The sequence below is a fragment of the Synechococcus sp. Minos11 genome, from assembly GCF_014279855.1.
GTDB lineage: Bacteria > Cyanobacteriota > Cyanobacteriia > PCC-6307 > Cyanobiaceae > RCC307.
Genome location: NZ_CP047953.1, coordinates 2,255,942 through 2,269,567 on the forward strand (window position 1 = coordinate 2,255,942; position 13,626 = coordinate 2,269,567).

Annotated in this window: 13 protein-coding genes; 8 read left to right on the top strand and 5 right to left on the bottom strand. The window is 62.5% G+C overall.

Translation table 11 applies throughout. The annotated features are described in order from the left end of the window. The first annotated feature begins 113 nt into the window (after positions 1-113). Positions 114-1,694, top strand: coding sequence for a B12-binding domain-containing radical SAM protein (locus tag SynMINOS11_RS12650; RefSeq protein WP_186548936.1), 1,581 nt, complete (start codon positions 114-116; stop codon positions 1,692-1,694). Here the strand turns inward: SynMINOS11_RS12650 and SynMINOS11_RS12655 are convergent. The 3 genes from SynMINOS11_RS12655 to SynMINOS11_RS12665 are packed head-to-tail and all read right to left on the bottom strand — an operon-like array spanning position 1,612 to position 5,404. After that, the gene (locus tag SynMINOS11_RS12655) at positions 1,612-2,904 is read right to left on the bottom strand and encodes an O-antigen ligase family protein (protein WP_186548938.1); all 1,293 of its coding nucleotides are present in this window, start codon (positions 2,902-2,904) and stop codon (positions 1,612-1,614) included. The two genes, SynMINOS11_RS12650 and SynMINOS11_RS12655, sit on opposite strands and share 83 nt — an antisense overlap. A gap of 13 nt (positions 2,905-2,917) precedes the next feature. Continuing rightward, positions 2,918-3,772, bottom strand: coding sequence for a formyltetrahydrofolate deformylase (gene purU, locus SynMINOS11_RS12660; protein WP_186548940.1), 855 nt, complete (start codon positions 3,770-3,772; stop codon positions 2,918-2,920). A gap of 39 nt (positions 3,773-3,811) precedes the next feature. After that, positions 3,812-5,404: a GMC oxidoreductase gene (locus SynMINOS11_RS12665; RefSeq protein ID WP_186548942.1), complete on the bottom strand. Its 1,593-nt coding sequence runs from the start codon at positions 5,402-5,404 to the stop codon at positions 3,812-3,814. An 86-nt stretch (positions 5,405-5,490) separates the two neighbouring features. Between SynMINOS11_RS12665 and psbQ the strand changes: the two genes are divergently transcribed. The 3 genes from psbQ to pstS all read left to right on the top strand — a co-directional run bounded on the left by psbQ (position 5,491) and on the right by pstS (position 8,056). Then, the gene (psbQ, locus tag SynMINOS11_RS12670) at positions 5,491-5,961 is read left to right on the top strand and encodes a photosystem II protein PsbQ (protein WP_255445421.1); all 471 of its coding nucleotides are present in this window, start codon (positions 5,491-5,493) and stop codon (positions 5,959-5,961) included. Positions 5,962-6,020: 59 nt separating this feature from the next. Next, positions 6,021-6,998, top strand: coding sequence for an NAD(P)/FAD-dependent oxidoreductase (locus tag SynMINOS11_RS12675; protein WP_255445422.1), 978 nt, complete (start codon positions 6,021-6,023; stop codon positions 6,996-6,998). A gap of 65 nt (positions 6,999-7,063) precedes the next feature. Further along, entirely contained in the window at positions 7,064-8,056 is a 993-nt protein-coding gene (pstS, locus tag SynMINOS11_RS12680; RefSeq protein ID WP_186548944.1) for a phosphate ABC transporter substrate-binding protein PstS, read from the top strand. Positions 8,057-8,122: 66 nt separating this feature from the next. Here the strand turns inward: pstS and dnaK are convergent, their stop codons facing one another. Further along, positions 8,123-10,027 carry a molecular chaperone DnaK gene (gene dnaK, locus SynMINOS11_RS12685; protein ID WP_186548946.1) on the bottom strand — a complete coding sequence of 635 codons (1,905 nt, stop codon included), beginning with the start codon at positions 10,025-10,027 and terminating at the stop codon, positions 8,123-8,125. 91 nt (positions 10,028-10,118) lie between these two features. Here dnaK and SynMINOS11_RS12690 point away from each other — a divergent pair, with 91 nt between their 5' ends. The 4 genes from SynMINOS11_RS12690 to SynMINOS11_RS12705 all read left to right on the top strand — a co-directional run bounded on the left by SynMINOS11_RS12690 (position 10,119) and on the right by SynMINOS11_RS12705 (position 12,473). After that, positions 10,119-11,015: a shikimate dehydrogenase gene (locus SynMINOS11_RS12690; protein WP_186548948.1), complete on the top strand. Its 897-nt coding sequence runs from the start codon at positions 10,119-10,121 to the stop codon at positions 11,013-11,015. Continuing rightward, the gene (locus SynMINOS11_RS12695) at positions 11,008-11,472 is read left to right on the top strand and encodes a Tic20 family protein (RefSeq protein WP_011936931.1); all 465 of its coding nucleotides are present in this window, start codon (positions 11,008-11,010) and stop codon (positions 11,470-11,472) included. Before SynMINOS11_RS12690 ends, SynMINOS11_RS12695 begins: the two co-directional genes overlap by 8 nt. 82 nt (positions 11,473-11,554) lie before the next feature. Further along, the gene (rpsF, locus tag SynMINOS11_RS12700) at positions 11,555-11,962 is read left to right on the top strand and encodes a 30S ribosomal protein S6 (protein ID WP_011936932.1); all 408 of its coding nucleotides are present in this window, start codon (positions 11,555-11,557) and stop codon (positions 11,960-11,962) included. An 85-nt stretch (positions 11,963-12,047) separates the two neighbouring features. Further along, positions 12,048-12,473, top strand: coding sequence for a hypothetical protein (locus tag SynMINOS11_RS12705; RefSeq protein WP_186548951.1), 426 nt, complete (start codon positions 12,048-12,050; stop codon positions 12,471-12,473). Here the strand turns inward: SynMINOS11_RS12705 and SynMINOS11_RS12710 are convergent. Continuing rightward, entirely contained in the window at positions 12,403-13,620 is a 1,218-nt protein-coding gene (locus SynMINOS11_RS12710) for an argininosuccinate synthase (protein ID WP_186550895.1), read from the bottom strand. The two genes, SynMINOS11_RS12705 and SynMINOS11_RS12710, sit on opposite strands and share 71 nt — an antisense overlap. Positions 13,621-13,626: the final 6 nt, after the last annotated feature.

Consider the following 13,626-nt stretch of genomic DNA (forward strand, 5'->3'; position numbering starts at 1 on the left):
GCGCAGCAGCCTACCGATCGCAGGGATGATGGGAACACCACAGCCTTCCGCGCCTGAACCAGGAAACGCTGCTGTTTGAACCAGCCCAACCGGCGGCTGGTGCCCTACGCGCTGTGCTGGCCTTCCCCAGCACCTACTCGGTGGGCATCACCAGCCTGGGGTATCAGGTGGTTTGGGCCAGCCTGGCCGGCCGCAGTGATCTCGATGTGCGGCGCCTGTTCACCGATCAAGGCGACCCACCCCATCGCCACTGCGATCTATTTGGCCTGTCCCTGAGCTGGGAGCTGGATGGCCCGGTGCTGCTCGATCTGCTGGAGCAGCAGCGCATCCCGCTGTGGAGCACAGAACGCGGGGATGACGATCCGATCGTGTTTGGCGGTGGGCCGGTGCTGACCGCCAACCCTGAACCCTTGGCCCCCTTCTTTGATGTGGTGCTGCTTGGTGACGGCGAATTGCTGCTGCCAGCCTTCATCGACGCCCTGCAAGAGGTGCGCGGGGCACCGCGGCAACAACAGCTCAAGCGACTCGCCCAGGTGGAGGGGATCTATGTGCCCGGGCTCTATGCCCCGCGCTACGACGCCAACGGCCAGCTCCAGGCCATTGAACCAATCGATAGCGCTGTGCCGGCGCGGATCAGCAAGCAGACCTGGCGCGGCAACACCCTCAGCCACTCCACGGTGATCACCCCAGAGTCCGCCTGGCCTTCGATTCACATGGTGGAAGTGGTGCGCAGCTGCCCGGAGCTCTGCCGCTTCTGCCTGGCCAGCTACCTGACCCTCCCGTTTCGCACCCCCTCCCTCGATGACGGCCTGATTCCTGCGGTGGAGAAGGGGCTTGGCGCCACCAAGCGTCTGGGGTTGCTCGGGGCATCGGTGACCCAGCACCCGCAGTTCAATGAGCTGCTGCAGTGGCTGAGTCAGCCGCAATTCGACGACACACGCATCAGCGTGAGCTCAGTGCGCGCCGCCACGGTGACGGCGCACTTGGCCGCCAGCTTGGCGAGCCGCGGCAGCAAATCAATCACCATCGCCATCGAGAGCGGCAGCGAACGGCTGCGCCAGGTGGTGAACAAAAAGCTCAGCGAAAGCGAGATTTACGCCGCGGCCCGCTACGCCAAAGAAGGGGGGCTCAGTGCCCTGAAGCTCTATGGCATGGCTGGCTTACCGAGCGAAAACGACGACGACATCGAAGCCACGGCATCGCTGCTGCTGGCGCTGAAAAAAGCCACCCCGGGACTGCGGCTCAGCCTGGGGGTGAGCAGCTTTGTGCCCAAAGCCCACACCCCGTTCCAATGGCAGGGGGTGCGGCCTGAAGCCGAAAAGCGCCTCAAGCTGCTGGCCAAACGGCTCAAACCCAAGGGCATCGATCTGCGTCCGGAGAGCTATGGCTGGAGCGTGATCCAAGCGTTGCTCTCCCGCAGCGACCGGCGCCTGGCGCCTGTGATTGCAGCCGTGCGCGGCAAGAGCGACAGCCAAGGCAGCTGGAAGCGGGCCTACAAAGAGCTCAAAGGCGATCTACCGCCATGGGACGACGTGGTTCACAGCTGCTGGAGCAGCGATCGGGTGCTGCCCTGGGAGCACCTGGAGGGCCCACTGCCGAAATCAACCTTGGCTAAACATCAGGCCGAAGCCCTGACGGACGGGGCCAAGCCGCTGTCCGCAGCCCTGCCAACAGAATCCAACCCACCACATTGATCTGACCGGAATACAGGGGCAGATCCGTGGCGTGTAGCAACGCCAAGATCACAAACGCTGTCCACCAGCCCCGCTCAAACGGATCAGCGCCAAACATGCCGCGCTGCAGTGAGCGCACAAGCAACCACACCACCAAGCCAACAATCATCAAAGCTGCCGGCAAACCAAAGCTGATGGCCAACTCCAACGGCAGGTTGTGGGGATGGCCATGCCAGACGCCGGCCCGCTCTGGGTACACCAGGCTGAACGCCGCTGCACCCCAACCCAGCCAAGGGCGATCGGCCACCAGGCTGACGGCCACCGACCATTGGCCAAGGCGGGTGGAGGCCAAGGGGCGTTCGCTGAAGGCCAGATCACTGAGCCGGCCCCAAATCGCCTCCGGCACGATGGCCCGCGCCGGCAACTGCAGCAGCTCAGGGATCCCAGGCAACACCGCCAACAACACCGGCAGCAGCAACAGCGACAGCCCCGGCAACAACCAAATCCAGCGGGCTGGACCCAACACCAACGGCACCGCCACAACAGCAGCACCCCAGGCATTGCGTGAATCGGTGAGATAGAGGGCCGCCAGCTGCGAGACCACCAGCAGCAGCACCGTGGGCTGCTTCCAGCTCCAGCGGCCCCACCACTGCCGCCCGATGCTGACGGCCACCGCCAAGAGCAATGGCCAGCTAAAAGCCAACCAGGCCGCGGCCACATTGGCGTAATCAAACAGGCCCGAGAGCCGACCTGGCGGCAGACCACCGGGGTCCATATGCCAAATCACCAAACGATTGAGCACCTCCCAGGGACCGCTCCAACCGAGCAACAACTGACCCAGACCGGTGACCACCACCGGCACGGTGCCAGCCACCAGCACTTGGGTGATGCGGCGCCGGGCTGCCGGGGTCATCAGATAGGGCTGAAAACCCCAGAAACCCCAGAAAAAAGGCAGCCAATTCACCAAACCCGGCCAGGCCAGCCAGCCGCTGCGGGCAAAAGGAGCTGCGCAGGTCATCAGGACCGCCACCGCCACCAACCAGAGGTTGACCCGATCACGCCACCAGCGCGGGCGGTGATGGCGGGTGCCCTCCAGCAGGGCCCAAAACAAGGGGATCACGGCCAGCAACAAACTGCTGGCCAGCAAGAAGAGGCCGAGCTGAAACGCCAGCCAACCCGAGCGAGTGGCCACCGACGGGCGGTGCTGCTGTAGGCGCTCGATCAACGGCAAAGGTTTGAGTTACTCAATCAAAAACAGCGGTGCGGCCGCGATAGACCATCACCTGATGGTGCAGATGCTGACGCAGGGCCCGCGCCAAGGCGAGGCGTTCCATATCGCGCCCTTTACGAATCAGATCATGGACCTCATCGCGGTGACTCACATGCACCGTGGCCTGTTCGATGATCGGGCCGGCATCGAGCTCCTCGGTGACGTAATGCGCTGTGGCGCCAATCAACTTGACCCCTCGCTCCCAAGCGCAGTGGTAGGGCTGAGCCCCGGTGAAGGCCGGCAAAAAGGAATGGTGGATGTTGATCACCGGGCCAAAGCGACGCAGGAAATCGCCACTGAGCACCTGCATGTATTTGGCCAAAACCGCCAGATCAATCCCCTCCTCGTCCAAAAGCTCGAGCTGCCGCTGCTCAGCCTGTTGCTTGCTGGCTGCACTCACCGGCACCAACTCAAAGCGGGCCCCAAAGTCTTCGGCGATGGCACGCAGATCGGGGTGATTGCTAATCACCAGCGGCACCTGCATCGGTAACTCCCCAGCGCGGGTGCGCCAGAGCAGATCCAGCAGGCAGTGGTCCTGCTTGCTGACAAACAGCGCCACCCGGCGCTGCTGATCGGAAAAGTGCAGTTGCCCCTCCCCGCCCAACCGGGCTGAGAGGGCTTGCACCGCCTCAGGCAGGCTGGAGCGCGGCAAGCCAAAGCCTTCGAGGTCCCACTCCAAACGGCTGAGAAACAAACCCGCACCGCCGTCAGTGTGGTGATCGGCATGGCGAATGTTGCCGCCATTGGCGGACACCCAACCCGACAACTCACTGACCAAACCAGGGCGATCAGGGCAGATCAACTGCAGGATTGCCGTTGGGGCAACCATGGCGAAGGAATGGCACGGGACCCCGTTTTAACGCCAGCCTCAGAGACCTGCTTGCCCTGCCTGCAAGCAAGCCCGCCGCGTCAGTGCCATCGAAGTGAGCGTTGGGCTCTGCCACCCCGACGACGGCCAGCTGGCGCCATCGGTGACCAGCAAATTGGAACAACCACGCCAGCGGTTCCACTCATCCAATAGGGATGTGGCGGGATCTGAGCCCATCGGCACGCCGCCCAGCTCATGGATGTAGTAGCCGGGTGGCCCTGGCCGCTGGGAACCTGCCGCACTGGTGCGCACCCATGGCTCCACCAAGGGCAGATGCAACAGCTCTTCAATCGGCCGCACCATGCCATCGGCTGCGGCCACCACCGTGTGGATGCGCTCCAGCATTTGCTCGAGCAACTGCTGTTCGGGCTGACGCCAACCCATGGCGATGTGCGGCACCGGCAAGCCCCAAGCATCACGGGCCTGGGGGTCGAGAACAACGCGATTACGCCCATCGGCCTGCACCTCGCCGTGGCCGATCAAAAAGCCCAAGGCGGTGTCAGGCTGACGCTGCAACACAGCTGGTGGATCGAACCGTTGCACGGCGCACCAGAGTCCATAGCCCTCACCAGTGTTGGGAATAAAGCAACTTTCTGCCCCCGATAAACCCGTGCCCGCTGGAGCAGGGGGTTGAGCCGGCAGCGCAAAGAATCGCGCCACCGAGACGTGATCCATCAAACCCAGCCCCAACAGCCCTTGGGGATCGATCAAACCGCCGGATTGATGGTCGTCGCGGGAGAGCAACAGCAACCGAATGGTTTCAATCGTCGAAGCGCAGAGCACCACCAAGCGAGCTGAAGCCCGCTCGATGGCTCCAGTGGCAGCATCAATAAACAGCACCCCTTCGGCTTGATCTTGCGCGGGATTGAGCAGCAGTTGCGACACCAAGGCACCACTGCGCAATGTCACCCGGCCGCTGGCAAGGGCTGCTTGCAGCGCCCCCCCTTGCGCTGAAAAACGGGGCCACGGACCATCACGACTGGGCCGATGCCGGGCAAAGCCGCGGGAAGCGATGAAGGGAAGATCCAGAGCAGCGCAGGTCTTGCCGAGGTGAACCTCACCCGGCGTGAACGCAGCCGCTGGCTGGTAATCGCCATCGGGCAGCAGCTCCAGCCCATCGCGGTGGCCCCAAACACCGAGCTGCTGTTCCAGGGCGCTGTAGTGAGGGGCCAGATCGTGATGGGCCACAGGCCAACCCTGGGCAAACTCCCGCTCGGAGAGGCGCAGGGTGATGCCGCCCCAGCTCAAGCTCTTGCCGCCCACTTGGCGGCCCCGGGTCCACAGGAAAGGCTGCTCAGCAGGGGTTGTGTAGGGATTCAGCTGCTCATCGATGTAGAGATCCGGGTTGTTTTTCCAGTAGCCCGGATGCTGGCTTTGCAGGCGATGGCGCCCAGCTAGCAAATGCTGGAAGCGGCGCGCGATGTTGCGTGGTTCTGAGCCGAGCGCCTGCTGCGCCGATAACTCCGGCCCGGCCTCAAGCACCAACACCTGCAGACCCTGCTCCGCCAAGGTCTGAGCGGCCACAGCACCTGTGGCACCGCTACCCACCACCACGGCGTCGTAGGTGAGGGTTGGATCAAAGCGGCGTGCCACGCCTCGGTCGCTGTTACACCTGATGCTGCCGCAAGCCAGATCGGCAGAGGCGGCTCCTACACTCCGCCTGATTCAGATCCCCTGCAATGGCCTCCGCCTTGGCTTCTCTGCTGCGTCGACTCGCCGCCGTGGCACTGGTTCTTCTGCTTTGTGTTGGCTTCATCTCTCCAGCTGAGGCCAAGGGCAAAGCGGCCAAGACCATCAGCCCTGAAGACATGGCGGTGATCCGCCGTCAGGCTGAAGAGTTCATGGAAGCCAAGGATCGCCTGCCCGAACTGGCCACCTTGGTGAACGAGAGGGATTGGGTCTTCACCCGCAACCTGATTCGCGGCCCCATGCAGCCCCTCGGCCGCGAAATGCTTTACATCAACCAGCGCCTGCTGCCCCAGGACCGCAAGGAAGCTGACAAGCGCGCAGCTGAGCTCAAAACCGCTCTGGCTGAGCTCGATGAAGCGGCCCGCCTGCAGGACGGCTCACGCCTAACCAAGGAATACAGCCGGGTGGCGAGCGGCTTTGGTGCCTACGCCGAGATGATCCCCGCTGAAGCCCTGAGCTGAGCGCCCAAGCCCGAATTGCCGTCATTGGCGGTGGCTTCGTTGGCCACTGCTGCGCTTGGTTGCTGCAACAGCAGGGCCACCAGGTCCAGCTGATTGCTCCAGCCACGGCTCCCCAAGGCAGTGCCGCAGCCCTCGGGCTGTTGATGGCAGAGGTGTATCAACGCCGCAGCGGCCGCGGCTGGCGCTTGCGGCGCCGATCAATGCAGCTGCTGCTGCACTGGCAGGAGCAACTCCAGCTACCAATCCAGCGTGGCTTGCTGCTGCTGGCATCCGAGCCCCAGGAATGGGAGCACCAGCAACGGATGGTTCAGCAGAGCCAATGCTTGGAACTGCTGAGCCCTGCCGATCTCAACAAGCGGGTCAACCAAGCAGCCCTCCCCGAACTACCGGATGGGGTGCTCGGTGGGGTTTGGTCGGGCGGTGACGGCCAGCTCGATCCAATGCAATGGATCCAGCAGCTGCAGCTCTCAGCTGCTGAGCAAGGCCTTGAGTGGTCGCAGGCCAGCGTCACAGGCATCGATGGCAAGGGCCGTGGGCCCTGGCATCTCAGGCTCAGCAATGGCTCAGAACTCAGCTGTGACTGGCTCGTGATCGCTGCAGGCCTCGGCAGCAGCGAGTTACTGGAATCACTAGGCCGCTCCCTACCCATGGAGCCGGTGTTGGGGCAGGCCTTGGAGCTGCAATTAGGCAGCGAACCACCGGCATGGAACGGTTGCCTGATTTGGAAAGGCATCAACCTGGTGCCGCGGCCCAACCGGCGGCTCTGGCTGGGGGCCACCGTGGAGCCTGGGGCCGAGGCGTCGGCTCCAGCACTGGCTGAATTGCAGAGCCTGAAGGGCACAGCGCCAACCTGGCTGCAACATGCCCAAGTGCTGCGCCAATGGCAGGGCCTGCGGGCACGCCCCAGCGGCCAACCGGCACCGGTGCTGGAGCAACCACAACCCCGTCTGCTGGTGGTGAGCGGTCATTACCGCAACGGCATCCTGTTGGCTCCGGCCAGCGCTGAATGGGCAGCAGAACAAATTGCCGAGGGTTAATTCAATGGTTGCGAGCGCTTAAAGCGCGCTTTCTAAACCTTGCATTGGTCATCATTCATCGCTTCATGGCCCGCAGATTTCTTGCGCTGGCAGCAGCCGGCGGCCTCACCGCTCTCAGCCTCACGGGGTGCTCCTTATTCACCGGAAGTAGTAGTGGCGGCAAGCTCACCGGAGCCGGCGCCTCCTTCCCCGCTGCGATCTACAACCGCTGGTTCCAACAATTGGCTCAGAAGCCAGAAGGCGTCAAGGTGGCCTACCAGTCCGTGGGATCAGGCGCCGGAGTGCGTCAGTTCATCGGCGAAACGGTGGACTTCGGTGCCAGTGACGTGCCGATGAAGCCCGGACAAATTGCGCAAGTGAAGCGGGGCGTGGTGCAACTGCCCATGACGGCTGGCGCCATTGCCGTGGCTTACAACAAGCCAGGCTGTGATTTGAAACTCGATCAACAACAGCTGGCCGATGTCTTCCTCGGCAAAATCACCAATTGGAAAGATCTGGGTTGCGGCGACCAGAAGTTGACCGTTGTTCATCGCTCCGATGGCTCAGGCACCACCGCCAACTTCACAGCCCACTTGGCCGCGATCAGTCCTGCCTGGGCCAATGGTCCAAGCAAAGGCAAAACGATCAACTGGCCAACCGGTGTTGGCGCCAAAGGCAATGAAGGTGTCGCCGCACAGTTAGGCCAACTGGAAGGCGGCATTGGCTACGTGGAAGTGGCTTACGTCAAAGGAGCACTCCAAGCAGCCGCCCTCACCAATGCCTCCGGCGAGGTCGTGAAGCCCACGGCAGAAAGTGAAAGTGAGGCACTTGCCTCCATTGATCTGGGCCCTGACCTCACAGGCAGCAATCCCAACCCTGCCAAGGGCTATCCAATCGTCACCTTCACCTGGATCCTTCTCTACAAAGAAGGGAACGGCGACAAGCTCAAACCTCTGCAGACAGCGTTTGAATACACGCTCTCCCCTGACGCTCAGCAACAGGCACCAGAGATTGGCTACGTGACCTTGCCAGATGAAGTGGTGACCAAGGCCAAAGAGGCCCTTCAGACCATCCAATAGGCCGATTCGGCACAACACAAAAAAAGCCCCCCTGTCTGGGGGGCTTTCTTAATGGAACGGTGAGATCTATTTGGTCTCGGTGAATTCAGCGTCGATGACGTCATCACCTGCTGCGCTGCTATCGGCACTCGCGCCATTGCTGCCACCGGCGGCGGCCGCAGCACCATCAGCACCCTGTTGATACACAGCAGCACCAGCGGCATACAGCGCCTGCTGCAGTTCTTCCTGGACGCTCTTCATGGTCTCGAAGTCGTCTTTTTCGATCGCCTCCTTGAGCTGGGTGGCGAAACCTTCCACCTTGCTCTTGTCATCAGCCGACACCTTGTCGCCAAGGTCGCTGAGCTGTTTTTCAGCTTGGTAGACGAGGGTCTCGGACTGGTTCTTGAGGTCGATGCGCTCGCGCTTCTCCTTGTCGACCGAGGCATTGACTTCAGCGTCCTTGACCATCTTCTCCACCTCGTTGTCGCTGAGGGTGGAGGCACCGGTGATGGAGATGGTCTGCTCCTTGCCGCTGCCCTTGTCCTTGGCGGTCACGCTGAGGATGCCATTGGCGTCGATGTCGAAAGTCACCTCGATCTGGGGCACGCCACGGGGAGCCGGGGGAATGCCATCCAGGCGGAAGGTGCCGAGGCTCTTGTTGTCAGAGGCCATCTCGCGCTCACCCTGGAGCACGTGAATTTCCACGTTGGTCTGACCATCCACAGCGGTGGAGTAGGTCTCGGTCTTCTTAGTGGGAACCGTGGTGTTGCGGTTGATCATCTTGGTCATCACACCGCCGAGGGTTTCCACACCCAATGACAGCGGGGTGACATCCAACAGCAGGATGTCTTTGACCTCACCAGCCAACACACCGCCCTGGATGGCGGCGCCAACGGCCACCACCTCATCGGGGTTCACGGTTTGGTTGGGGTCTTTGCCTGTGACGCGCTTGACCAGCTCCTGAACGGAGGGGATCCGAGTCGAACCACCCACCATCACGATCTCGTCGAGCTCGCTGGAGGCGAGCTTGGCGTCTTTGAGAGCCTGCTCAACAGGCACCTTGCAGCGGTCGATGAGCTTGGCGGCAAGCTCCTCGAACTTGGCCCGGGTCAAGTTCAGATCCAGGTGCTTGGGACCCTCAGGAGTGGCCGTGATGAACGGCAGGTTGATCTCGCTTTGGGTGGCGCTGGAGAGCTCAATCTTGGCTTTTTCAGCCGCCTCGGTCAGGCGCTGCAGGGCTTGCTTGTCCTGGCGCAGGTCGATGCCTTCATTGGACTTGAAGGTGTCCGCCAGGTGATCAACGATCACCTTGTCGAAGTCATCCCCGCCGAGGTGGGTGTCACCGGATGTGGAGAGCACCTCAAACACACCATCACCAACCTCCAGCACCGAGACGTCGAAAGTGCCGCCTCCGAGGTCGAACACCAAGATGCGCTCGTTGCTCTTTTTATCGAGGCCGTAGGCCAGAGCCGCTGCCGTGGGCTCATTGATGATGCGCAGCACCTCAAGACCAGCGATCTTGCCGGCGTCCTTGGTGGCCTGACGCTGGGAGTCGTTGAAGTAGGCGGGAACGGTGATCACCGCCTGGGTCACGGTTTCGCCGAGGTATTTGCCGGCGTCTTCCGCCAGCTTGCGCAACACCTGAGCTGATACTTCTTCCGGTGCGAACTGCTTATCGAGAACCGGGCACTTGACCTTCACATTGGAGCCGGCCTTTTCAACGCCGTAGCTCACCTCTTTGGATTCCTCGTTGACCTCATCAACCCGGCGACCAATGAAGCGCTTGACCGAATAAAAGGTGTTGTCGGGATTCATGACCGCCTGGCGCTTGGCGATCTGCCCCACCAGCTGGTCCTGGTTCTTGGTGTAAGCCACCACCGAGGGGGTGGTGCGGAACCCTTCCGCATTGGCGATCACGGTGGGCTTGCCGCCCTCCATCACCGATACGCAGCTGTTGGTGGTACCCAGATCAATGCCGACGACCTTGCCCATACGAACTCCTCGTTAGACCTCTCAAACTTGTTGCATCTTCGTCAGCAGTTCCCCCTCCCGACGAGGTGTGGTTCCCGAACAACGGCCGCCCATGAACTCCACAGCTGCAGCCCCAATCAATGCCTCCACTGAGCTGCTGGGGGTGATTGGCCAACCCATCCACCACTCCCTCTCACCGGTGATGCACAACGCAGCCATCGCTGAGCTCGGGCTGAACTGGCGTTATCTCGCCTTTGCTGTGGCCCCCGATCGGCTGCAGCAAGCCATCGAGGGCCTGGCCGCCATGGGCTGCCGCGGCCTCAGCGTCACCATCCCGCACAAAGAGACGGTGCAGCCGCTGCTGAGCAGCGTGGATGCGGTGGCACGCGAGCTCGGAGCTGTGAACTGCCTGATCCCCGATGGCCATGGCGGCTGGCGGGGCACCAACACCGACTGGAGTGGCTTCCTCACCCCCTTGAGCGGGCGCTTGCAGCAGGGCGGCCAGGCCCTGATTCTGGGCAGCGGCGGCGTGGTGCGGGCCGTGCTGCGCAGCTGCTGCGAGCTGGGTATTGAGCAGGTGGTGTTGCGCGGGCGCAACCGCAGCAAGTTGGAAGCCCTGGCGGAAGACGTCAGGAACTGGGCACCGCCTTTGCTGCTCAGCAGCGGCGATGAACCCCTCGAACCCCTCCTGGAACGCAGCAACTTGGTGGTGAATGGAACACCGCTGGGCATGGCCGAGATGCGCGATCAAACGCCCCTCAGCGCTCAGCAACTCGCCCTGCTGCCGGCCTCCGCCGTCGTCTACGACGTGGTCTACACACCCCGGCCAACGCTGCTGTTGAAGCTGGCCGCCCAGCGAGGCCTCAGCGTCTTCGATGGGCTCGAGATGCTGGTGCAACAAGGTGCTGCCGCCCTCAAGCTCTGGACTGGGCTGGAGCAGGTCCCCGTGGATGCGATGCGCCGAGCAGCCGCCCTAGCCTTGGAACCTGGCGCGGCAGACCATGGCTGAGATTCCCCTTTGGCAACGGCTCCTGGGCTTGCTCGCCTACCTGTTGCCCTGGTCAGACGCCCTCAGCTTTGGGCGTGAGCTCTACAACCTCTTTCCCTGGATCTCCTACCTGGCCCTACCTGCCACACCGGTGTTGCTGCTGGAGCGCTCAATCCCCTTTGGAGGTTTTCTGCTCTTCCTGGTGCTGTTCCTGGTGGTGGTGCGCAACCCAAACGTGCCCTACTACCTGCGCTTCAACGTGCTGCAAGCGATCTTGCTGGACATCCTCTTGGTGGTGCTGGCCTTGGCCTTCAACGTCTTGCTCAGCCCCTTGGGCAACAGCCTGATGATCCGCACCCTCAACAACACCGTCTTCATTGGTGCCCTGGTGTTGGTGCTCTATGCCTCCATCCAGTGCATCCGCGGCAAAGAAGCTGATCTGCCCACCCTCTCGGACGCGGTGCGAATGCAGCTCTAAGGCCAAGGGGTAGGGTGATCAGTTCGACGCACCGTCGAAGTCCGCCTCCGGACCGTTGGTCCGGGTTCACCCCACAGGCAGCATGAGCGCGAAGCCCAATTACGAAACCATGTACATCCTCCGGCCGGATATCGCCGAGGAGGAAGTTGAGTCCCACGCCAACAAGTACCGCGACCTGGTGGTCGAAGCCGGTGGTGAGGTGATCGACAGCCAAATGCGTGGCAAGCGCCGCCTGGCTTACAACATCGGCAAGCACCGCGAAGGCATCTATATCCAGCTGAACTACAGCGGTGATGGCAAGCAGGTGGGCCCGCTGGAGAAGGCGATGCGCCTCAGCGAAGACGTGATCCGTTATCTGACCGTCAAGTACGAGGGTCAGCACAGCTCCCTGGGCCGCAGCACCGCCCCAGCCAACCCGATGGCCAGCAACACCCCTCGCACCGAAGGCCAGGAGCAAGCCAAAACCGAGCCTCAAACCGCCCCAGCCTGATCTGGAGCGCTGACGCCCAGCAGACCGTCACGGCTTGCTGGGCTCGTTTGTGACCGATAGGGTCCGGCCAGAAGGCTTGGGCCCCATGCAGGCGGAGTGGACAGCAGATCGGGAACCCCTGCCCCACTGGCTTGAAGAGCTAGAGGATCAAGCCAGCGCCGCGCGCCTGGAACTGGAGAGGGATCAGGCCGCTTCCAAGCTCGAGGAGCTGGAAAGCCTGCTGGAAAACCTCCCCGACATTTTTGAACGCAAGTTCTCGCAGCGCCTCGCCCCAGTGCTGGAGCGCCAGAAGTTGCTGATTGAGGAAAACGAGCACCTGCGCTCTCAAGTGGAGCGCTTGATGCCCCAGCCGGGCGAAGTGCGCCTCAAATTTCCGCAAGCCAACAGCAACGACACGCCTCCCCAAGCCAATGAGGAGAGCCTGCCGCCGCTGCTGCAGCTCATCCGTGGTGGCCGCGCCGACGCTTGGCCGCGGCCCACAGCCGCGTGGGAAGACCCCAGACGTAAATGAACCCTGAAGCGGCGCGATGGTCGAATTGATCTTCGGCGCCGTAGGTCGCCATATCCGGCTCATAGAGGCTGTCGCTGCTGGAGCGACCCACCACGGTGGAGGAACCACGGTGGAGCTTGATCCGCACGCTGCCATTCACGGTGAGTTGGGTGCGCTCAATGAAGCCATCCAGCGCATCTTTCAACGGCCCGAACCAGAGGCCCTGATAGACGAGATCAGCCCACTGCATCTCGAGCTGTCGCTTGGTGCGCAGCACATCGGCAGCGAGGGTCAAACTCTCCAATTCCTGGTGGGCCTGAATGAGCAACAACAGGCCGGGGGTTTCGTAGATCTCGCGGCTCTTGATGCCCACCACCCGGTTTTCGATCATGTCGAGGCGGCCAAAGCCATGGCTCCCGGCCAGGCGATTGGCTTCGCGGATCAAGCTGACCGGGTCCAAGCGCTGGCCATTGATGCTCACCGGTAGGCCGGCTTCAAAACCAATGCTGACCAGCTCAGGCTGCGCCGGGGCCGCCTCGGTGGAGCAGGTCATCGCGAACACCTCTTCTGGGGGCTCCACATCGGGATCCTCCAGGGGACCCGCCTCAATCGAGCGACCCAGCAGGTTCAGGTCGATCGAATAGGGGGAGCGCTTGCTCACAGGCGAGGGCAGGCCATAACGCTCGCCGTAGGCGATGGTCTCCTCGCGGCTCATGCCCCACTCACGGGCCGGGGTCAGCACCTTGAGATCAGGCGCTAGGGCACCAATGGCCACATCAAAGCGCACCTGATCGTTGCCTTTGCCGGTGCAGCCATGGGCCACGGCATCGGCCCCCACCTCACGGGCAATCTCCACCAAACGGCGCGCAATCAGCGGCCGCGCCAAGGCGGTGCTGAGGGGATAACGGCCTTCGTAGAGGGCGTTGGCCCGGATGGCTGGAAACGCAAATTCGGTGATAAACGGTTCAATCAGATCACCCACCAACGACTGGCTGGCTCCGGCATCCAGTGCCTTCTGGCGAATCGGTTCGAGCTCATCACCTTGACCCAGGTCGGCAGCAAAGGTGATCACCTCCTCCACGCCCCACTCGTGTTTGAGGTAAGGAATACAGACGCTGGTGTCCACTCCGCCGGAGTAAGCCAGCACCACCTTGTTTGCCCGCGCCATGAATCC